This is a genomic window from uncultured Methanobrevibacter sp. (assembly GCF_937898925.1).
Classification (GTDB): domain Archaea; phylum Methanobacteriota; class Methanobacteria; order Methanobacteriales; family Methanobacteriaceae; genus Methanobrevibacter.
In genome coordinates this window covers 1-23,287 of record NZ_CALDKF010000070.1, presented here as the reverse complement: position 1 = coordinate 23,287, position 23,287 = coordinate 1, and the positions used below count along the sequence as shown (strand labels likewise).

At 35.6% G+C, this 23,287-nt stretch carries 12 protein-coding genes and 1 pseudogene; 3 read left to right on the top strand and 10 right to left on the bottom strand.

Annotated features, from left to right (window positions below; translation table 11 throughout):
- Positions 1-230, top strand: a 230-nt coding sequence (locus Q0409_RS05710; protein WP_298535977.1) for a hypothetical protein, incomplete at its 5' end; no start/stop codon positions are given.
- 737 nt (positions 231-967) lie between these two features.
- On the opposite strand, the gene Q0409_RS05705 is transcribed toward Q0409_RS05710, so the two are convergent.
- On the bottom strand, positions 968-1,423 hold the full coding sequence (locus tag Q0409_RS05705) for a MarR family winged helix-turn-helix transcriptional regulator (protein ID WP_298535975.1): 456 nt from the start codon (positions 1,421-1,423) through the stop codon (positions 968-970).
- 188 nt (positions 1,424-1,611) lie between these two features.
- Here Q0409_RS05705 and Q0409_RS05700 point away from each other — a divergent pair, with 188 nt between their 5' ends.
- Both Q0409_RS05700 and Q0409_RS05695 read left to right on the top strand, forming a co-directional pair.
- The gene (locus tag Q0409_RS05700; protein WP_298535973.1) at positions 1,612-2,718 is read left to right on the top strand and encodes an aldo/keto reductase; all 1,107 of its coding nucleotides are present in this window, start codon (positions 1,612-1,614) and stop codon (positions 2,716-2,718) included.
- Between the two features lie 51 nt (positions 2,719-2,769).
- A complete protein-coding gene (locus Q0409_RS05695; protein WP_298535971.1) occupies positions 2,770-3,234 on the top strand; it encodes a flavodoxin in 465 nt (154 codons plus the stop codon).
- A gap of 128 nt (positions 3,235-3,362) precedes the next feature.
- Here the strand turns inward: Q0409_RS05695 and Q0409_RS05690 are convergent, their stop codons facing one another.
- The 9 genes and pseudogenes from Q0409_RS05690 to Q0409_RS05650 all read right to left on the bottom strand — a co-directional run.
- Positions 3,363-4,121, bottom strand: a complete 759-nt coding sequence (locus tag Q0409_RS05690; RefSeq protein WP_298535970.1) for an EFR1 family ferrodoxin — start codon at positions 4,119-4,121, stop codon at positions 3,363-3,365.
- 108 nt (positions 4,122-4,229) lie between these two features.
- Positions 4,230-4,406 (bottom strand): rubredoxin, encoded by a 177-nt coding sequence (locus Q0409_RS05685; protein ID WP_298535979.1) that lies wholly within the window; start codon positions 4,404-4,406, stop codon positions 4,230-4,232.
- Positions 4,407-4,502: 96 nt separating this feature from the next.
- Positions 4,503-5,063 (bottom strand): annotated as a pseudogene (locus Q0409_RS05680) (MBL fold metallo-hydrolase); the annotation flags it as partial.
- Between the two features lie 365 nt (positions 5,064-5,428).
- Positions 5,429-5,911, bottom strand: a complete 483-nt coding sequence (locus Q0409_RS05675; RefSeq protein WP_298535968.1) for a bacterioferritin — start codon at positions 5,909-5,911, stop codon at positions 5,429-5,431.
- Positions 5,912-6,133: 222 nt separating this feature from the next.
- A complete protein-coding gene (locus Q0409_RS05670; protein WP_298535966.1) occupies positions 6,134-6,583 on the bottom strand; it encodes a MarR family winged helix-turn-helix transcriptional regulator in 450 nt (149 codons plus the stop codon).
- A 44-nt stretch (positions 6,584-6,627) separates the two neighbouring features.
- A complete protein-coding gene (locus tag Q0409_RS05665) occupies positions 6,628-7,953 on the bottom strand; it encodes an amidohydrolase family protein (protein WP_298535964.1) in 1,326 nt (441 codons plus the stop codon).
- Between the two features lie 266 nt (positions 7,954-8,219).
- On the bottom strand, positions 8,220-12,131 hold the full coding sequence (locus tag Q0409_RS05660; RefSeq protein WP_298535962.1) for a lectin like domain-containing protein: 3,912 nt from the start codon (positions 12,129-12,131) through the stop codon (positions 8,220-8,222).
- 66 nt (positions 12,132-12,197) lie between these two features.
- The gene (locus Q0409_RS05655) at positions 12,198-15,017 is read right to left on the bottom strand and encodes an Ig-like domain-containing protein (RefSeq protein WP_298535960.1); all 2,820 of its coding nucleotides are present in this window, start codon (positions 15,015-15,017) and stop codon (positions 12,198-12,200) included.
- A 204-nt stretch (positions 15,018-15,221) separates the two neighbouring features.
- The coding region (locus Q0409_RS05650) for a right-handed parallel beta-helix repeat-containing protein (protein WP_298535958.1) at positions 15,222-23,287 on the bottom strand (8,066 nt) is incomplete at its 5' end.

Below are 23,287 nucleotides of genomic sequence, written 5' to 3'. Positions count from 1 at the left end.
ATAGAGTTAAACAAAAAAACTCCTTGCTTTTTCAGCAAGGAGTTTTTATTTTAGAATCCAAAATAGATGAAAATAATTTGGTAAAATTAGAGAATATCACATTGTCTAATTCTAATAATGATTATGTGTTTAGTTGGGGTGATAAAGAATATCCACTTCCAATTACTTCATATATAGGCAAAAAGATTTGTAATAATGAAAATAATACAATATTTTGGACGGTAAAATAGAGTTATCAATCGAATAAAGGCTGAGATTGGGCTAATTTTATAGCTTGTCTTTCGATAATTGTTGCAAGATTTACGACTCCACTTCTTATGATAGAACGAACTGGATCTGCTTTGTTTAATTCTGGATTTGCAAACAACATTTCAACGATTGGGTGTCTGTTATTATCAACTCCTATTAATTTAACAATATTATAATTGATTAAAACTGTTAAATTGACTTAATATTTGTAAATTGATATTAAATTAAAAAAATAAATCCAAAAATTAGTTAAATTAATAAATAATTAGTTTTAAACTAATATTTGGCAATTCTAAATTTGGATAATTTATCTAGAACTACGAATTTTAAGCAGGAGGAAAAACACAAGTATGCTCCTGACTAAAGACAGGAGGTGGTTCTATGATGGATGAAATTTTAAAACTACTACGTGCCGTTAGTTTAATAAATAGAATTCATATTACCTTTTGTATAAAAATTAATTAATTTGTAAAAATTTTTAAATACTGAGTAATTTAAATTTTCCATTTTTAGTTTTGCCTTAGAAATTTCTAGAGATAAAAATATTTAAATATTTAAAAAAACTATATTTAATTAAATACTTGTGTGTCAATCTCATTTGAGATTGATTTTTCCTGCTAGTGGAGATTTATCTCCACTTTTTTTATCTTGGAAAAAATAGTTCGTATAATCTAAAATTATTTATGAAAACTTGTTTTAAAAAAATAGAAAGGGAGTTTTAAAGCTTTTGAGTGTTTAGAACCAACTTCAATAAGGATTTTTTCAAGACTTTTCTCTCATCCTCATCGATTCCATCCATTACTGTATCTTCCCAGTAATCGATGTATTTTAATATCTTATCAGTTCTTTTAATGCCTTTATCAGTTAATTTAACTAATTTTCTACGTCTATTAGAGGGATCCTCTATTCTTTTAATAAGGCCCGCCAATTCAAAACGCCTTAGAAGCTTTGCAGTATAACCATCACTTACCTTGAACAGATTCACCAATTCCTTTTGAGTTCCTTCAGTAGAAAACCTTATTCTAAGCAAGAATGGAAGTTCAACCATGCTTATATCCTCATCAACGAATTCTTCATCAATGTAATTTCTAAAGCTTCCCACCAATTCCTCTACATAGTGATAAATCCTTATGTTCTCTGAATCTTCATTAAAAAACTGATTAGGCAATTCCATATTTACACCAATTCTAAAACACTATAGTTTTTCTCTTTATATAAACTATATTTTTCAATCTATTTAAATATTTTCATTAGATAACTGTTTCCTTAGGAAAGATTTATATATTATATCAAATATAATATTTTTAAAAATATATTAAAAATTTAAGATAATATTATAATCTAATTAAAATGGTGACAATTATGAGCGATGTTATGTTTGGATTTGGAGCTATGAGATTGGATTTGGAAGATGAAAACAATCCAAGTTCCATAAATTTCGATGATGTTACAGAAATGATTGACTATTACATGGATCAAGGTTTCAACTACTTTGACACTTCCTATGCATACCACAACGGAGCTTCAGAAGAGGCTTTAAGGATTGGACTTGTGGAAAGATATCCAAGAGAATCCTTTAAGATAGCTGATAAGATACCTACATGGGCCTTAAGAAGCGAAAAGGATAACCAAAAATTTGTGGATATCATGCTTGAAAGATTAGGAACAGATTTCTTTGATGTATTGCTAATCCACAACATCAATGAATCATTCCTTCAAATAGCTGAAAACTGCAATACATTCGATTACATCAAAAGGATGAAAGAAGAGGGAATAGCCAAGAAAATAGGTATCAGTTACCATGACAGATCAGATCTACTTGAAGAGATCCTGGAAAAATATGGTGATGCAATAGATGTTGTACAGCTTCAATTGAACTACCTTGACTGGGAAAGCAAACTTACCGAATCCAGAAAGAATTATGAAATCTGTGAAAAATACGGTAAGGAAGTAATTGTAATGGAACCTATAAAAGGTGGAACATTATACAACCTTCCAGATACAATAAAAGAAAAATTCCAAGACAATGGAATGACTTTAGTTGAAGCTGCATTAAGATTTGCAGGAAGCCATGAAAACGTAAAAGTGGTTTTAAGTGGTGTAGGAAACCTCGAGCAGATGAAAGAGAACTGTGAAGTATTCAAGCCATTTGAACCTATGAGTGAAGAGGAAAATGAATTCGTCCTTGAAATGGCAAACGAGATCAAGGAACTCATTGCAATAGACTGCAGTTACTGTGGATATTGCCTAAAGGAATGTCCAGCAGGAATCCCTATACCTGATTTCTTTGAATTGTACAACAGTGAAAAGATGTATTCACTTCCTTCATTGCATGCAATCTATGGAACAACTGCAGCTGCAAATGCACCGGCATCTGCATGCACTGAATGTGAATCCTGCATGGCAATCTGTACCCAAAAACTAGACATTCCAACACTTCTAAAAGATGTTGTAGATACATTTGAATAATTCTAATAATATAATGAATAAATTTTTTCAATTAATAAAGATGGTGATAAAATGAAAACTTTAGTAACTTATTTCTCAGCAAGCGGAGTAACCAAAAGAGTGGCAGAAAAAGTGGCAAATGCACTTGATGCAGACATCTTTGAGATTGCTCCTGAAACCCCATATACCGCAGCTGACTTGGATTATATGGACAAGACAAGCAGATCAACTATTGAAATGAATGACAAGTCATTCAGGCCTCCAATCAAGGAAACAATCGATGTCGCTGAATATGATACAATTCTCATCGGTTTTCCGGTATGGTGGTACACTGCACCTACAATAATCAACACTTTCATTGAAAGCATTGACATTGCCGGCAAAACTGCAATAGCTTTCTGCACCTCTGGTGGAACTGGAATATCAGGTTGTGAAAACGACTTGAAAAACGCTTATCCAGAAGCTAACTGGAAGCCAGGAAAAAGATTATACGGTAGAGAATCTGATGACGAAATCATCAATTGGGTAAATGAATAAATAATTCATTTTCCTATATTTTTTCAATTTCAATATAGTTAGGACATATGCAAACAATAATCTGATTAAAAAATAAAAAATATTAAAAAATTAAAAAAGTAAAAAGATAAATTATTAAAATAATTAAATCAAAGCATATTATTGCTTTTAATGATTTCAGAAACTTTAATATGAGGATTGGAGAATCTTTCCTTATTATTTTTTTCATTGTTTATGGTAAATACATTCTCCTTGCAGTGGTGGACGCATCCAAGGCAAAAGAGACAATCATCGCCAATAACCGGCTTTTCACCGCTTAAATCTATATTTCCTTTAGGACATATCCTTGAACATACCTTACAATCACTGCATCCATCACCAACAATGATATGGAATCTTTTAGTCATTGTTGATTCCAAGACCTTTTCTATAAAAGGCACATCTGTAAATGACTTCTTATTGAGATGGAACTCTTTTCTTGATTCAATATCATTCCTGATTATTTCAATTTGACTGTCAATGTCAGAATCATCCTTGATTTCCTTTTCCTCTTTCATGTCAAACATAGGCAAATAATTGTCAACCATTAAAACTGAATTTGTATAATTTACTTTCATTCCCTTTTTATTGAAAGCCTTCTTCAGGATTTTAAATGCATTCTGGTCTCCATCAGAACCATATGAAGCTATCAAGAACAGATAATCCGTTTTGAATCTGGCCTTTTCAATAAATTCCCTAACGATCTTTGGAGCATTTGCATAAAAGACTGGAAATATTATTCCAATGGATTCATCTTCAATATCAAATCTATTGTTCTTAATCAATTGAGGAATGCTCAATAGCTCTCCACCTAATTTCTTTGCAATATACAGATTGTTTCCTGTTGATGTGAAATATAGAATTTTCATAGTTAAACCTTAAAAATTTAAAATATTAAAACGATTCCAAATAGAAATCATTAAAAAAAATAGAATCCCTTAACGAGAAAATCTATTTCTTAAAAGCGAAATAATTTTTTATGCTTTATTGAACTTGTCCTTATCCTGTCTGCATCTTGGACATTTCCAATCATCAGGCAAGTCTTCAAATGGAGTTCCTGCAGGAATGCCATGTTCCTCATCACCGATTTCAGGATCATATACATAACCGCAAATGGAACAGACATATTTTCCAGTAGATTCCTTTTCCTCGATTTCATAATCAATAGCTATTGTTTCAGGAGGATTGTCCAAATCCATAACCCTTTTTGCCTCAAGGTTTTCATGTCCAAGAGGAGTGTGGGTAGACAAGTAAACAGTCGGATGGTCTTTAATGAACTCCCTTACCTTGTCCATTGTTTCACGAGCCAATCCAATGTCTTCATAGACAACAGACAATTTGTTTTCATACATAGCCTCATCAGTATATGTCAAATCTCCATGAATCATGTAAAAGAGCCCATCATCCTCAGCAATCACTATGCTGTTTCCAAGAGTGTGACCCTTTGCTGGAAGGAAATGGATGCCTTCTGCTATCTTTAGAGAGGCTTCAAAATTATAGTATGCCCCATCAGTGTATTCGACACGAATTATATTGTCCCCTTCAAGCCCCAATGCATCAGCATCTTCTGGAGAGATATAGACTTTTGCATTTGGGAAAGAGCGAATCTCACCGGAATGGTCTTCATGCTTATGGGTAACCAATATTTTGGAAACATCTTCTGGATTGTATCCCAAATCCTTCAATGCAGAGACATAATCGGTAATCCTTTTACCAGTGTAAATTCCCAATTCATAGTTTGGCGCTGTTTCAGGTGCTTCCTTAGGCACACCAGTATCAACAAGAATCACTTCATCTCCAGTGTCAATCACATAGTTCTGCAAGCTTGAACGATAAAGAACAGAACTGTCAAAGTTTTCAGGGCCTTCTTCACCACCAAAAGCAAAGCTTTGAGTGGAAAACCCTTTTTCAAAGAATTTTACAGCTTGAATTTTAATAATAACATCTCCAATAATTAATTAAAATAAAAAACAAAAAATAAACTTAAAGAATAATCTGATTTAGAATAATATAAATTTAACTAAATAAAAAATAAATTAAAATTTCATGATAATATCAAATGATAAATAAAAAATAAATTAAAATCATAATAAAAAATAAACTTCAAAATTAGAATAATATAAAAGGATAAATAAAAAGAAAAAAAGTAAAATTTATTTTTAAAAATAAATCTAATCTATTCTGCAGCACTTTGGTCATTTATTAACAATTGGGTTAAGTAATTTTGCTTTCCAATCATTTTGCATAAGTCCAATTGCTGTTCGCTCCAGTACATATCCTCTTCTTCATCCTTGAGATAGACTTTCATCAAGTCATAGGTGGTTGCATCAAAGATGCCTGATTCCATAACTTCATTCAAGAATGCAATTCCTTCAACAGAAACATTATAATCAGCTTCAATGAATTCAATGATATCAGTGTAGATTGGTTTTGCTTCCTGTGCTTCCTGTTTTATTTCTCCACCTAAATCAAGAATTCTGTCCATGAACTGTTCTACAAAGTCCATTTCTTCAGTTGCATGAGTTGCATACTTGTCTCCTAAGGATTGGAATCCTAATCCAGCGAAAATCTTTGATTGAATTCTGTGACCAAATGAGTTTGCGGATAAGCCAGTTACAATAGCTTGCAATACTTCAATAGTTTTTTCTTTATCAGCCATAATTTCACCTTAATAATAAAGACTTTAGAATCTTAAGTCTTAAATAATTCTTTATTAAAAAAAGTATTTATATTTATCTATAATATACTAGATATGAAAAAAATTGCAAAAACCGAGAGAATCAACGGATAAAAATAAAAAAAATAAAAACTAAAAATATTACAATGCTAAAAAAAAAGCAAACCATACAATATGAAACAAAAAAATGAGAAAATGAGAAGATCAAATATCCTTAATGGCCAAATTGGAGTAATCATAAAGCATGTTCTTGAATAGCTCTATTTGCTCTTCAGTGTACTTTTCATAAAGCTCACTTTCTCCTTCATAAAAGACCTTTATTAGTGAAAATACAGTCAACCTTCCCTTATTGGTTAAAATGAGATTTCTTCTGCTTTTGTTTTTCTCATCAACCTTACGTTCCACAAATCCGTTTTTCTCCAGCCTCTTAATTATTTGAGTAACATTTGACTCTGAAACAAAGAGCATATCGGCAAGTTCCCTTTGGGATATGTTTTGATGATAAAAGATATTGATCAAATAGGTAGCGTCTCCAGATGTTATTTCCTTAAAGTTTTCCTTTAGATATCTGGCATACTGCAAGTTAATGTATTCCATATACAATATCATTGGAGTGAATGAAATTCTTTCCTCTTCAAAGTTCAAATCTGCCATAATTTCACCTAATGTCTTTATCTATTATCAAACCATCAATTATTCTATTCTGATTCCGCTTCCCTAAGCTCTTTCATTTCTGCAATAGCTCTTTTTGCCTCACTTAAGATATGGCCTTCATCTACAGTGAGAAGCTCTCTGTTTTCCATCAATACTTTACCGTTACAGATTGTGGTGTCAACATTGGAACCGTTAGCAGAGTAGACCAAGTTTGATGAAATCGCATTGCTCATAGGAGTCATGTTAGGAGCGTTTGTGTCAACAAGAATAAGATCTGCCTTTTTGCCAACTTCAATTGAACCTGCATCAATGCCTAATGCATTTGCACCATTATAGGTTGCCATGTTTATCACTTCATCTGCAGTTGCAAGTTTCGGATTGAGTGTTGAAACCTTTTGAAGAAGTGCTGCAAACTTCATCTCATCGAACATGTCAAGATTGTTGTTGCTTGATGCACCATCAGTACCTAATCCAACACATACACCTTGACTTAATAGTTCACCTATAGGTGATGCACCTGATGCAAGTTTCATGTTACTGCATGGGTTGTGTGATACCTTGACATCATACTTTTTAATCAAATCTATCTCATTTTGGTCTAACCATACACCATGAGCCGCAACAATATCACTATTTAATATACCGATGTCATCTAAATACTCAAAGGGTCTTTTATTTTGATGGTTTTCCTTACAGTCATTAATTTCCTTCATTGTCTCATTCATATGAATGTGGATACCAACTTGATGCTTATCAGCTTCCTTTCTGACCCTCTCAAGAAGCTCACTTGAAGTGGTATAGATTGAGTGTGGACCAAACATTGTAGTGATTCTTCCATCAGCAGTATTGTTGTGATTTTTTATGAGTGCAATGTTTTCCTTGAACTCGTTTTCACGTTTTTCCTCAATGCCGAAATCAATCATACCATATGACAACACTGCCCTCATACCAATTTCATCTACAGCTTGGGCAACTCCATCCATATAGAAGTACATGTCTGAAAATGTGGTTGTACCGCTCTTGATCATTTCAGCTGCACCAAGAAGTGCACCTATGTAACAGTACTCCCTGCTTAGGTGTGCTTCCATAGGCCAGATGTGATCGTTAAGCCAAGTGTCCAATTCCAAGTCGTCAGCTATTCCACGTAAAAGTGACATTGAAATGTGAGTGTGAGTGTTGACAAGCCCTGGCATCAATATCTTATCAGTAGCATCAATAATCTTTTCTGCATTTGATTCATCGATTGCGCTTCCTATTTCTGCAATCCTATCTTCAACTATCAATACATCTGCAGATTTCTCTTCAGTTTTTCCATTTCCCAATGGATTTAGTATAGTTGCATTTTTGATTAATATATTTTGACTTTCCATTAAAACACCTTTTATCGAATAAAAGTAATATTAGATTTTAATTTGTTTATCTTTTAAAATTTAATGTAATATGATATTATTATATAACATATTATAAAAAAATATTTTCATTTATTAATTCATAATTTTGTTTGAATTATTTTATATGTTACGAATTAATTTTCATTTTAAAAAAATAAAATAAGATAACTTTTAGATATCTTATTTTTTAATTATTGTTTTAATATTGTTTTAATATTTTTCATTAATTGTTTTATTTCACCTATTTATTTTATAACTACCTTGGAAGTCCTTTTACTTGCCTTATAGTACTTGTCTCCAGCAAATTTTACAGTTACCTTATAGGTTTTCTTCTTGGAAAGCTTTATTTTAACTGTTGCAACACCTTTCTTATTGGTTTTTGCTGTGTACTTTTTCTTATTTATGATGAAAACAATCTTTCTGCCTTTGATTACTTTCTTTCCATTTTTCAAAGTTGCAGTTAGTTTCTTGACTTTTTTCTTAGCCTTGAAAGTCTTCTTAGGAACATACAATTTGGTAGCCTTCTTGACTATCTTCTTAGCTACGGCCCTTTTGATTGTTACCTTTTTAGTCAAGGAACTGTCTTTATAGTAATCGTCGCCAAAGACTATCTTCACAATGTAATTTCCATTGCTCAATTTTGAAAGCCCAGTCAATTTGGCTTCACCGTTTGCGTTTGTGGTTGCAGTTTTTGTCAAGACAACCTTATCGTTTAGGCTAACGATGAATTTAATTGCCTTATTTGGAAGTGCATTGTAGTTGTCATCTATCAAAACAACATTGAATTCATCCCCTTTTATCAAGGTCTCTTCAACTATGATATGAGGGCTGTTCCTTTTAGTCACATTTACGGTGAATGTTGCATTGGAAGACTTGTAATAGCTGTCTCCAATGAATGAAGCCATGAACATGTAATTTCCTTCCACAAGATTTAAGCTAAATTTAGCGGTTCCATTTTCATCCAAAAGCAATTTTACAAGAGAGAAGCTTAGATTGTTGTCACTTTCAATCAATGAAACTGTAATTTCCTTACCCGCTACAGGATTGAGATTTTGATCCAGCAAAGTGATTATCACTCCTTCATTGGATTTGGACAATATAAGCTTATTTTCAATATCCTGGAACTTGGTGTTTCCTTCATAATACAAGTTCAAGACATTTGAATTTGTAATGTTGCTTGGCTTGAATCCTGCATAATCGAAACTGAATGCGATAGGGAGAACCGCTTTTGCCTGATTAAGGGATAAGCTTAACTTAAGCACACTGGACTCACCTTCACCTAAAGAGCCTAAATGCCATACCTTGGTATTCTGATTGAATGAACCCTTAATGATCTGGAAGCTTTTTATGATTATTGAATCATCAAGATCCATGCTGATGTTGAGGTCATTCACCAAGTCACCTTCATTTGATACTGTAATGACAAGATCAATCAAGTCACCTACCTTGTAAGTGCTGCTGTTTGACTTTATGCTAAGGCAAATGTCACTGACCCCTGAAGTGTAGGCCTTAAGACATACATTAGCTTCTTTCAAGTCATAATCTTGAGCATATTGGTAGAACTTGATTACTTTCAAGCCGTCTTCATAAAGATTCTTGTAATCCACAAGGTCAATCCAGTTTATTCCATCCATACTGATAAATGATTCATTAGGATTTGCGCTTGCTCCACTGCTATAACCTTCCCTTTTTGATTCAATAGCTATCGGATAGCATGAATCTGGAGTGGTCAATTTTACGGCTATCTTGAATATATCGTTTTTGGCAAGCTCCACATATTCATCCAATTTGATTGTATGGTATCCTGCACCTTTTATGAGGCCCTCTTGAATATATTTGCTTATTCCATTTACAGTGATGTTTACTAGATATTCACTGTCTCCAAAGGTGTATAATCCAAATGCAGTCAATGGATTGTTGTTTTTAGCCAGGAATTGATTTGCAAGCCATGCAGTATGGGAGTTGAATCCCAATGACTCAAATGTATTCCCAAGAGTGTCATATTGGTAAATGTTCTTGTAGTTTGTAATGTTTTCTACATTTGCGATTGCCATAGCGGAGATTGTATCAAGCCCGAATCCTGCAAATGCCTTGTCATAGTAGGATATGTACCAGTATCCATCATAGCCGTGGTCTGTTCCCCAACTGTTCTTTATTATGAACGCTCCATCGCCAGGAGGAGTTATTGCAAAATTTTCCTTTTTGTAATTGTCATCCCAACCAATGAGAGTTACTGCATGGTTAGAGGTATCAATGACATCATGATAATAGTCCGGTTCGTATTGGAATGCATCATCTGCCTGCATTGAAGTGTACAATGCCCCATAAGTCATGATTGCATATTTGATTTGATCCAAATCCTTATAGCTTAGGCGTACAGGAATCAATAGAACATCCTGCACATGCTTTGTAAGATTCAATTTGGTAGGAGAGCTTGTATCCCAATCGCTGAATGGATCATCACTTTCTTCTACAGGCCCGCTCCAGCGCAAGAGATATGCAAGGGACATGTACTGGTTTCCACCATCTTTCCAATCAGTACCGTTCAATCCATAGAGCCCCATCAGGTTTTTCATATTGTTTTCAGATAGGTCATATGAAATGTTTTCATATTTCAACAGATAGGATTCAAGGGCTGCAATTGTTGTAAATGCCCAGCATGATCCTGAACCTCCTTGGTTACGAATTGGAGAGACCAATCCGTAATCCCTTAAGTCATATGATGAAGGAAGATCAGTGAGCAATCCGTCATCAAATGCTTTTGAGACTATTATTTGATCTTCAAGGCAAAGCAATAAGTCATCTCGCACGGTTTTTACATAATTATTGTTGAAATTCACATTTGCCATGTTTACATTGCCATTCAAGTTGAAGAAGGTTCCATTGTCATCGCTTATTCCATTTGCTTGATTGCTTGAGACTGTGACATTATGGATTTCAAGAAGATTTGCCTTGTTGGATATTGCAGAACCGAATGTGTAATCTCCATTGAGTATGTTATGGTCTATTGTAGAGTTTATTATGAATACATTGTGGCTTGCCCAATTGCAGATTCCTCCTCCCATAGAGTAGTTTGAATTGACTGTATTGTTAGCTATTGTTGTGTTATATACTACAAGGATTCCGCTATAGTCATAGATAGCTCCACCGCTACCGTAAGTCCCATTTACAGAGTTGTTTATAAATTGGGAGTTCAATATGGTCATTTCTCCCATATCGTTAATGATTGCACCTGCATAAGCATCTGCGCTTCCATTTGCTGTATTTCCTTCAAATACTGAATTGTAGATTCTGACGAATCCCTTGTCATTGTATATTGCTCCACCGCTTGCAGGATATGTTTTCTGTGCATAGTAATAGATATAATCCTTTGCAGAGTTGTTCTTAAATCTGGTATAAACGAAGTTTACAGCACTTTGGTTAATGTAAACCGCTCCTCCATAGTAGGAATTTCCTCTTGTGAATGTCAGATTTACAAAGTTTACAAGAGGGCTTACAGCATAATAGGCAAGTGGAGGGGAGATGAAGAATATTCCATTGCCGTATCCGTTTCCTTCACCATCAATGATTGTATTCAATGTGCTTTGGCCAATCAAATTAAGGTTTTTGGTAATTGTCATACGTCCTGAAATTGTATAGGTTCCATCTGCCAAAAAGATGTTTGTTTTGGAGTTAGTGTCATTATTGAAATAACTGTAAGCACTGGAAATTGTTTTGAATGGGTTTGATTGGGTTCCTAACTCCTCATCTCCATCATAGCTTGAGTTTACAAAGATAGTGTTTGAATCTGATATGTTGAAGTCATAGGTAAGCATTTCAGACTTTAGGTTGATGTAGTCTGAATATTCTGTGTAGATGTCCCCTTGACTTTGGGAATTGCCTTCATCAAGGATCTCATCATCAATACTTTCAAGCCCATTCTCATTTGTATTAGATCCTGAACTTGATTCAAGACCATCATTTTCATCCATTTCAATTGCATCGGCTGTTTCATCATCAATTGAATCAGTGATTTCATTTATTTCAGTGTTTGTTTGGAAATTGATTTCATTATTTTCATTTAGTATCACTGAATCATCTGCAGCTGCAAAGCTTACAGGAATCATCAATAAAAGCATTACCATTAATGAAATCAATAAACAGTGCTTAATTTTCATGACTTAACCCCAATCTTTCATTTTAATATTTTTAATAATTTTTTCTAAAAAAACATTTTAACAATTTTATTTAATTACAACCTTTCCTTTTTTGCTGATTTTCTTGAATGTGTTGTCTCCTGCGAATTTTACTGTAAACTTGTAGGTTTTCCTTTTGGATAACTTGACTTTCACTTTTGCAACACCTTTCTTATTGGTTTTTGCAGTGTATTTCTTGCCATTTACAGTGAATACAAGCTTTTTGCCTTTAATAGCTTTCTTATTGGTGGCCTTAAGGGTAGCATACAAGTATTTAGTCTTTTTGCTTGCTTTGTATGTTTTCTTGGTGACTGTCAATTTGACTTTCTGTGGATTGACTTTGATTTTAGCGACAACAAAGCTTCCGTTGTACTTTTCATCACCAAGGAATGAAACTACAACTGGGTAAGTTCCTTTCTTAGCAAGAGCAATTTTAATGGTTGCAACACCTTTAGCATTGGTGGTGCGTTTGTAGACCTTGCCGTTGAAGGAAATCAGAACCTCTTTATTTGCTAAAAGATTTCCTTTACTGTTTTTTAAGGTAATTGAGTAGTTCTTACCAGCTTTTTTACCGTTAATCTTGGTATTGACAGTAGTGGTTTTCATAGCTTTTGCTACAATGCTTGTAGCCACCATAACAGTTGATCCACCACTAGAACCATTAATATTGATATTTCCACCTTGAGGGATATTGATTCCAGATTCCCCCTCAATTGAAGTGACATTGAATTTAAATTGCTTAAGTCCATCAAATGAAGAGACATTTTCTATATTGATTGGATTGCTGGTTGCCAAGATTCCCCTTTCAGAATTTATCATGAGCAAGTCAACGGTCTCTCCAACAACATTCTCATTAATCTTCTCTACAGTGATTCCACTGATATTGATAGCTGGAACCTCTATTTCCAATGGATTTGTAGAATTCTTAGCATTGACTAAAACTATAGTGTCTCCATTATCCACTATGAACTTGATGTTTGAAATTTCGAATGAATCCACATCAAAACTGTTTTTATCAACAACAAATATTGGATTTCCGCCTGCAGATTTGATTGCTGTTGCATTGTTTCCGATTATTGTCAAATTCTTGTTTATGATTATATTTGAGATGTTTTCACAATTGCAATTGCTTAAATCGATTATGTCGCCATCTTCTGCATTGTCAATGATTCTTTGAAGTTTTTCTGCACTTATATTAGATATGATTGAATTTGTATTGAATTCCAAGCTTTGATTGTCTATTCTTAAACTGATTAGATTTTCCTTTGAGGATGAACTTAATAAGACACTGGCCATATTATTTTCCAATAATCCATTGGTTTGATTCAATTCTCCATTATTGCTTGCAATCTTAAATTCCTTTTCAAATGGATAATAATTGGCGTTTTCAATTAAGCTTCCATCATTATAATGGTTTAAGAGAACCTTGATGTCATAGTAATTTAATTTCTTATCGAAATTGGCTATATTATAATCATTTGCCAAATTTTCCTCAAGATTGTCCAATAGCTCTACAGACAAGTCTGCAACTACCCATCTGTTAATGGTGATCTTATCCAACTTTTGAGGATTGTTTGTTCCCCACCAATTGTCTTCCAAATAGATTCTTCCTCCATTCGGATAGTAAACTGTAGTGTCCTTATAGATTGACATGCCTTTCTCAGTATCCTTATTGTTGAAGATGAAAGAGTTGCTGATGTTCAAGTCAACATTCCTATCAAGAATAGCTCCCCCTCCACGGGTATTGATAGCGCTGTTGTTTACAAACTGGCTATTTCTAATGATGACATTTCCTACCCTGCCATCTGTTTTTCCAATGAGGTTAATTGCCCCGCCTCCATAATTTGAGACTGTTCCTGTAGCAACGTTCTTAATGAAACTGACATTATTCATTGGGAAATTGCCCTCACTGTTTTGCATAAAGATCGCTCCTCCAGAGAGTGCCTTGTTGCCTATGAACACTGTGTTTTCAATTGACTTGAATCCGTCAACATACTGCATATAGATAGCTCCACCACCGAAGGTGTTTCCTTTTGCAGTGTTGTTTATGAATTCACATCCGGAAATGTTCAAGCTTGGAGGATAGGATAAGCTGGTGTAATAGCCGTCACAATAGATAACTCCACCGTTTCCTCCACTGTCTGTAGGAATGACCTGATTGTTTGTAAAGCTTGAATTGGCTATATTCAAATTACCTACAGAGTAGATTACTCCACCATTTCCATTCTTTACAATGCATCCGGAAACATCAAGGTTTTCTATGGTCAAATTGCCCATATTTGTAAATGCACCTCCAGATGCCCCTGTATTGACACCATCAATAATCTTCAGGTTTCTTATAGTCAAGTTGGAATTGTAAATGGAGAATATTCCACCAGTATAACCTACACCATCGAAGGTTGTCTGGTCGATTCCAGAACCTTCTATTGTCAAGTAGGTATCATCCAAGTCAATGCCAAAAACTACAAATGAACCTTCACCAACGGAGATCTTATGAGGCCCATTATCAGACACTGCCAATTGAATAGCCCTTTCTATAGTGTTTACAGGATTGTCTTCGGAACCGTCATTGTCATCGTTTCCATCCTTGGAAAGGTATATTGCATCTGAACCCTCCCTAATCAAATCATCATTATTTGAACTTGAATCTGAAACTTCATTGGATTCAGACAAGCTTTCATCACTAATCATTTCAGAACCTGATTGGGAATCGTCAATAATCTCCAAATCAGAACTGGAACTTAAACTCAAATCAGCGCTGCTATCTTCAACGACATCTGACGAATCAGCTGCACTGACTGAATTGAATCCTAAAATTATCATGAAAAGAAGTGATAATATGATTAAAAATTTCTTATCTAATTTCAAACTTACACCTCATTAAAGAATTTAACAATTTATCATATCTAATTAAATTTTAAAATTCAAGCATCATTCAATACTAAAATTTTAAAATTCAATCTTAATCATTTGATTAACTTGTCAATGCCCTCAAAATTGCTTATTAAAAAAAATAAAATATAAGAATAGATAAAATAGCTTAAAAACCATTATCTATTCTTTTTCAATTGTTTATTTTATTTTGACTTTTCCTTTTTTGCTGATTTTCTTGAAGGTATTGTCTCCTAAGAATTTTACAGTGAACTTGTAAGTTTTCCTCTTGGATAACTTGACTTTCACTTTTGCAACACCTTTCTTATTGGTTTTTGCAGTGTATTTCTTCTTATTGATAATGAAGACAAGCTTTTTACCTTTAATGGCTTTCTTGTTGGTAGCCTTAAGGGTAGCGTACAAGTATTTGGTTTTCTTGCTTCTCTTGTATGTTTTCTTAGCTACAGTCAATTTGACCTTTTGTGGGTTGACTTTAACTTTAGCTACAACAAAGCTTCCGTTGTACTTTTCATCCCCAAGGAATGAAACTACAACTGGATAAGTTCCTTTCTTAGCAAGAGCAATCTTAATGGTTGCAACACCTTTAGCATTGGTGGTGCGTTTGTAGATCTTGCCGTTGAAGGAAATCAATACTTGTTTTCCAGCTAAGACATTTCCTTTACTGTCTTTTAAGGTAATTGAGTAGTTTTTGCCAGCTTTCTTACCGTTAATCTTGGTATTGACAGTAGTGGTTTTCATAGCTTTTGCTACAATGGTAGTAGCCACCTTAGGAGTTGTTCCTCCACTTGAGCCGTTGGTATTGATGTTTCCGCCTTGTGGAATGTTGATTCCATTTCCATCATCCAATCCTGCTATTTCAAAGTCAAATGCTTTTGCACCTTCTGGTAAATTATTGTCCTTGATGTTCATTGGGTTGGAAGGAGCAAGAACTGCTCTTTCGGATTCAAGTTCGAATAATGTAATTGAAGATGGGACAACATTTTCATTTGCAGGGCTTACAGTGTTGTTTGTAAGCTCAATAGCTGGGTTTACAATGGACAAGTCATCAGTTCCATTTGTAGCGGTAGCTTTTACAAGCACATCACCGTTGTTTGCAATGAATTCAACACCGCTGATGCTTACATTGCTTACATTGGATGCAATGTTGAATACAGGGTTTCCATCACCAGCAGTTGCAATTGATACATTGTCAGCAACAATAGCAATGTCTTTAGTGATGTTGATTCCTGAAATGTCTGCAAATTCCATATTGCTTAAGTTCAATACTCCGCCAGCAGGGGTTTCATCAATTAGTTTTTGAAGATCTTCAGCTGTTTTAGGAGCTTCCTTGACAGTGACTTTTGCAGCTGCGCTTGAAGGATTATAACTAATGTCTCCAGCAAAGCTGATTTCTGCATTATAGGTTCCTAAAGGAACAGAACTAAAGTCAATGCTTGCAATACCTGATTCGTCAGTGATTCCAGTTAAGCTGATTTCATCATTTACCTTTACAGTGATTGTTTTTCCTGCTACAGGAGCACCTTCACTGGTCAAGCTTACATTCAAGACACCTTCACCGAAGTAGACAGTGATTTCATCCTCAGCATTTAAAATGGTATCCTTAGGAGTTACAGCATTGAATTCAATGCCTACCATTGCATCAGAGGATTTTACGCTAATGCTGTTTTGGCCTTCTGCAGCAGTGTAAGTGGATTGAGCCACTAATCCAACGGTTTCTACTGCAGTCTTGTCTAAGCTGCCGGTTGCGGAAGCGAAGTCAACAGTTAATTCCTGTGCCAATTTGGTGTCAAGCTCTTTGATTTCGCTTGTAGTGCTGTCAAGATAGTGGTTGAAGTCTACAGCGATAGGAACTTGAGCTCCGGTTTGGACATTGGAAGTGTCTGCAACTACATTCATGATAATCCAATTGGACACATCCACTTCAGCGCAATCCACTTCATCATAGTAGTCGTCTTCGTAGGTGCCGGATCCAGTTAAGGATTTAGGATTGTCATTGGTACCCCACCAGTTGTATTGAGCATTTACAACATTGTCTTCACCATCGTTGAAGATGAGTTTGCCGGTAGTGTTGGTGAGCAAGATACAGTAGTTTACAGTTGCCTTGTTGCCGTTGTAGATTGCATCACCGTCATAGCCAGTTCCAGCGGAGTTGTTGATGAACTCAGATCTGGTGATGGTTGCATCTCCACGGAATCCTATGTAAATAGCTCCACCATCTCTGTATGCATTGTTGTTGATGAATACTGATTCGGTTACATCCAATTTGTTGGAAGCGCGAATAGCTCCACCGTAGGATACAGTGTTAGTGTTGTTGATGAATTCAGAGCCTTTTACAGTGATGTTAGCATCAGAACTGCCTATTACAATACCTTGTCTTGCCTTGTTGTTATGGAATTTGGAATTTTCTATAATTACATTAGATTTGCCGCTTGAGACATATACAATTCCATAATCGGAAGTGGATGCAGTAACTTCATTATCCTTGAATAGAGTGTTGTTTATGATAATGGTAGCGTCCCCGGAAGTTTGGATTACATCTCCACCGTTATGGCCGGAAACTTCACTGTCCTTAATTGTTAAGTTACCGTAGGTAGTGATTAGATCTCCAGCACCAGGGTTGTTGATTATTGTTACATTGTCCAATACGGTTTCTTTTGCAAAGGAGTATACAGCTGCGCCGTATCCATGGTTTGCACCAGTGAGAACCACATTGCTAAGTGAGAATTTAGCGACATCTGCACCGTAGTTCATGTAGAACAATCTTCCTTGGCCTTCCCCATCGATTACAACATTTCCTTCACCGACAATTTCTAAATCTTTGGTTATTAAGTAATTGGTTCCTTTGTAGGTTCCTTCCTTAATTACGATTTGGCCAGATCCGGTTTCAGCAGTTGCAATTGCAATAGCTTTTGCAAGGCTTGCTACAGGAGCTTCTGCAGAACCGTTGTTTCTGTCAGAACCATCAGGGGATACATAAACGATTCCAGTGTAAGGTTCAGGGATTTCTCCAACAAAGACAATGTCTTTAGTTGCTTGAGCGCATGTTGCAGTTACTTTTGCATTGTAATCGCTTGCAGTGAATACTGCATTTCCACTTTCACCATTATTGATTGTTATGGTTTCAGGGGTAACAGTACCATTTTCTGCAGCAAATGTTACAGTATATGCTTCTTTAGGAATTGCTCCACCAGTCAATTCTTCAATTGCACCAGCAGAGGTCATTACATGATTGAAGTCAACAGTCAATTTTACTTCATCACCAGGAATAACATCTGTAGCGTTTGCTTCCACATTCATTATTACCCATTTGTCAATGGTAATGTTGGTACCGTTTACTACAGTTGTTGGGTCATTGGTTCCAAACCAGTTGTTGTTTGCAACTACAACACCTTGGGAATATGTGCCTCCATAACCGGTTCCAGTACGGGTTTCAAACACATGCTCATTTGCAAGTGAAGAGTATGAAACCTCTACAGTAGCTATGTCAACATAAATGGCAGCAGCCTTTTCGGTTAATCCAACATTGTTTTCCACAATTGAGTTTGTAATGGTTACAGATGTTAATGGCTGATCTTTTACACCTTCAACTTTAATAGCTGCTGATTGTTTTGAAGCGTTGTTGTCTGTGAAAATACAGTTATCGACAGTACCTGTACAGTTATACAATTCTAATGCACCAGGATAGTATTTTGCACCGTTATGGGTGAAATTGCTGTTTTCAATGGTAATGGTATTTGCCATTAAGTATGCAGCACCACCATTGTTACCGAAGTTGTCGGCAAATGAAGTGTTGTTGATTACCAAATCAAGAGCACCTTCATAAGCTGAATAGGTAACAGCTAATGCTCCAGCCCAACTTGAAGCGTTGTTTTTGGTGAAAACAGAATTGTTGATTACTAACTTACCTGCAAGGTAAGTGGTGTAAATAGCTCCACCTTGGCTGGTTGCCTCTAATTTTTCGAATACACAATTGTCAATAGTTACATCAACAGGCAATAAAGCGCTACGTGAACCTTCAATATCAATAGCTGCACCGTATTTAGCTTTGTTGTTAGTGAATTTGATGTTTTCAATGACAATAGCCTGACTGGTTCTAATTATGAATATGCTGTTAGTTCCTAAGCCAGTGCCATCAATCACTACATTATTTTCACCTGTGATTGTTAATGGAATTTCACTATTGATTGTAATGTTGTTTTCGTTATAGCTTCCTTCCTTGATGATTACTTTTCCAGATCCTGCTTTTGCAAGTTCAACTGCTTTTGCAATGCTTGCTACAGGAGCATCTTCTGCACCATTATTGGAATCTGAACCGTCTTTGGATACATAGATAGGGCCAGTGTAAGGTTCAGCTACAATTACAGTTACAGGTACCTTATTGTTTGCATCAGTGTAGATGTTTACAATGTTTTCTCCACTGAATTCAGGTGTGAAGATGATTTTTCCAGCTAAATCAGTAGTGGTTATTGGGCTTTCGCCTATGGTACCGTTTGCTGATTCAGCGTAAACTGTTAACTCTTGCGGCAAGGTTCCTGATAAGTCACTTATGGTTCCTTCAGCGTTCTTAGTGTGCTTGAAGTCAACATTGAATTCAACTGCTTGTCCAATTGCACCTTCAGCGCTTGCAGGTTCAACATTCATGATAACCCAATTTTCTAAAGTGAATCCGCTTACTAAAGCGCTTGGGTCATTGCTTCCCCAGTAGTTGTTTTTAGCATCTACGGTTCCGCTTCCTGTTTTAACAAGGTATTTGTCATCACTTGATTTAAGAAGAATGTTGTTGTTTAAGGTCAAGTCGCCAGTTGCATAGATTTCTGCAGTGTCTCCATCTTGAGAGTCGCCGCCCATGAATACTGAATTGGTGATTGTTGCAGCCTTTGTTACATAGACAGCAGCACCGTCTCTGTAGGATTTGCTGTTCTTGAAAGTGGACTTGTCAATGGTGAGTGCAACTTGTGAGTGTACAGCTCCTCCATATCCGAAGTTGTTTCCATCTAACAATGCAGTACAATTTTCAAAGTTTGAACCGATAATGGTTAAGCTTCCAGTGTCGCTTGCACCAGAGTAAACTGCTCCTCTAACAGCTCCAATATTGGTGAAGTTAGAGTTTTCAATTACTACAACAGTGTTTCCAGTGCTTTCGATTGCACCATTACAGGAAGTACTGGTATTTGCTGCAATGTTTTCAAATGCTGTGTTGTTGATGATTAAAGTTCCGCCATTGTTGTAGATTACAGAGCTTATAGGACCATTGTTGGAAATCTTGGAATCCTTGATGGTCAATTTTCCTTTGCTTACAATAAGAGCAGATCCACTCCATCCGTTTGCATAGGATTCAGTAATGTTTACGTTGTTCAATACAACATCAGCAGTGTAGTAGTTGTACAATACAGCACCATAGTTATGGTTTGCTTTTGTGATTGCAACATTGTTGAGTGCAAAGCTAGCTACACCTTCAGAAATGGTGAACATCTTTGCGGTTTCATTATTTGCATCGATGATTACATCGCCGACACCTGTAATGACCATATCTTTAGTGATTGTGAATCCTGTTTCAGTGTAGGTTCCAGCATTTATGAATATATTGCCGGTTCCAGCATCACTTGAAGCTATTTCAATAGCTTTTGCAATAGTTGCTACAGGAGTATCTTCACTACCATCATTTTCATCATTTCCGTCTTTGGATACGTAAACGTCATGAGGAGGTATAGGCATGTTCACTACAATAGCTATAGGTACAGTTGCTGCACCAGATGCAATGTTTACAGTGTCTTCGCCACCAGCTGCAGCAGTGTATGTAAAGCTTGCTTGGTTGTTTTCAGTGATTGCTTCAGCCTTATCTAAAGTTCCACTGGTTGCAGCAGCAGTTACTTTAAGTTCAGGAATGCTGTTTTCAAGTTCGCTGACTGTAGTGCCGTCAGTGTAATGCTTGAAGTCTACAGTTATTGTTACTGTATCTCCAATTTCAATTCCTTCTTTGCTGGTAGGGTCTACATTCATGATAACCCAATTGTTTACATATGAAGATGGGTTGTCATTAGTTCCCCACCAGTCATAATTAGCAGTGATTAAAGATCCGCTAATTGGAGCAGCAGCACTGCCATCAGCATTGAAATTATCATAAATAGCTGAATATTCTACATTGGTAGTTCCTTTTTGAGCATAGAATACTCCTCTGGTAGATTTGCCAAGAGTATTGTTTGCAATGATGGAATTACTTATATTGATTGCAGAATTATCATTGGATGCCCAAATTAAATATTCCCCACCATTATTACCATTAGTAGAAGTATTAATATAGTTATTTGCAATAGTGGTGTTGACTATATTAAAATTAGCTCTGGATTCTATAATAGATCCAATAGGTCCAATGTTATCAGTTATTCTGGAATTGAATAAATTGATTCTTGCATAGTAATCATTTACATAGAAAATAGCTCTAAGGTAATAAGCTGTGCTTGTACCTGCGACGGTTCCATCCAAAGTACAACCAGACACTTCAATATTATCAAAGTTAAAAGTACCGGAATCATAAACATAAATGGAAGATGCACTGCTTGATGTAGCTCCGTAAATATTTTCAATTATTGTATTTGAAATGTTTACAGTACCTTTTGTATTAAGGTATAAAGCACCGTTTTTCGCTGTAATGTTTTTAATTACACAATCATTTATGGAACTTGTACCGTTTCCTAAGAATCTAACAGCAGCGGAAGTACCTGCAGTATTGTTTAAATCACAGATAGTGACTTTTTCAATATTCCAGCTAATGTCGTCTTCGTAAACATTTATACCATATGTCCCTGAAGCATGAAGGATTACACCATCTCTGCTTTCACCGATAAGGTTTACATTTTTAGCGGCAGGACTTTCAATTTTAGATATATCATATTCGCCATTTGAGACTAAAATAGTGAAATCAGTGCCTTCAGATGCATTTACGATAGCCACTGCTTTTGCAATGGTTTTGACTGCAGTGGATTCGCTTAATCCATCGTTTTCATCATTTCCGTCCGGTTTTACATAAATGACACTTCCACTAGGAGCAGATCCGCCAATTACAGTGATTGGAATGGTAGTTGATACGCTTGCTGCTGTGACAGTGATAGTGTCAGCACCTTCTGCAATACCAGTGTAGGTAACTATAGCCTTGTTGTCTTGGTATAGAATTTCATTTGCTAAACTACCTTTGGTATCATCTGCATTAGTGAATTTTACTGGAACTTCTGCCATTGTGCCTGTTACGTCACCGGTAGTGGTTCCGTCAGTGTATTTGCTGAAGTCTGCAGTTATTGTGATTGAATCATCAGTAGCTACAGTATCTGCACTTGCACTAGCAGACATGATTACCCAATTTGATGCAGTTACATTATCGAGCAATGCACTTGGATTGTCATTGGTACCGTAGAAGTTGTAGTTTGCATTTACTTCTGCTTGTTTATTGTTTCCGATAGCATATTGGCCTTCAGCTAAGTCAAATGCACAGTTTTCTACAGTGGTAGGAGCTGCTGAAATCCAAATGTCATAGGCAGCTTTGTTATTGTAGAATGAACAGGATTTTACAGTAGTTGAACCTGTTGCAGAGGTAGTGGATCCATAAATGATACCTTTACAGTTTGAATACATTAAATCCATATTGGTAAATGTACATCCAGTGATGGTCATTGTTCCTCTATTTTCAACGACACCATTTGTGTTTCCATCAAATCCATCGAAAATACAATCTGTTACATATCCTGTAGCAGGAGCTGAATTCAAGTATATGATAGCTCTTAAGTTAGTGCCTGAACCGATATTGGTAAAATTAGAGTTTTTGACAGTTACAACTGAATTTCCTAAAATACTGATATAGTTATTGTTAGCACTGGTAGTTCCATTCAAGTCCTTGAATACACAGTTATCCACTGTTCCTATGGAATCTGATTGGAATCTTACAAGACCATATTTTCCACCGGAACAGTCCCTAAAGGTACAGTCAGAAACTCTTACATCAGCAGGACCTAAAACAGTTATCATAGGGTTGCTTGATGCAACATCGGAAGATGTGAATGTCAATCCCTTAATGCTTATAACTGCTGTACTTGGTGTATCATAGGAAACTGAAAAGGTAGATGCGGTTTGCTTATTGATTATAGCACCTTCAGCACCATTGAATGTTACTGATTTATCTATAGTAATGGAACTGCTTTGATCATATGTACCAGCACCAATATTTATTGTAGAACCATCACCAGCAAGTTCATATC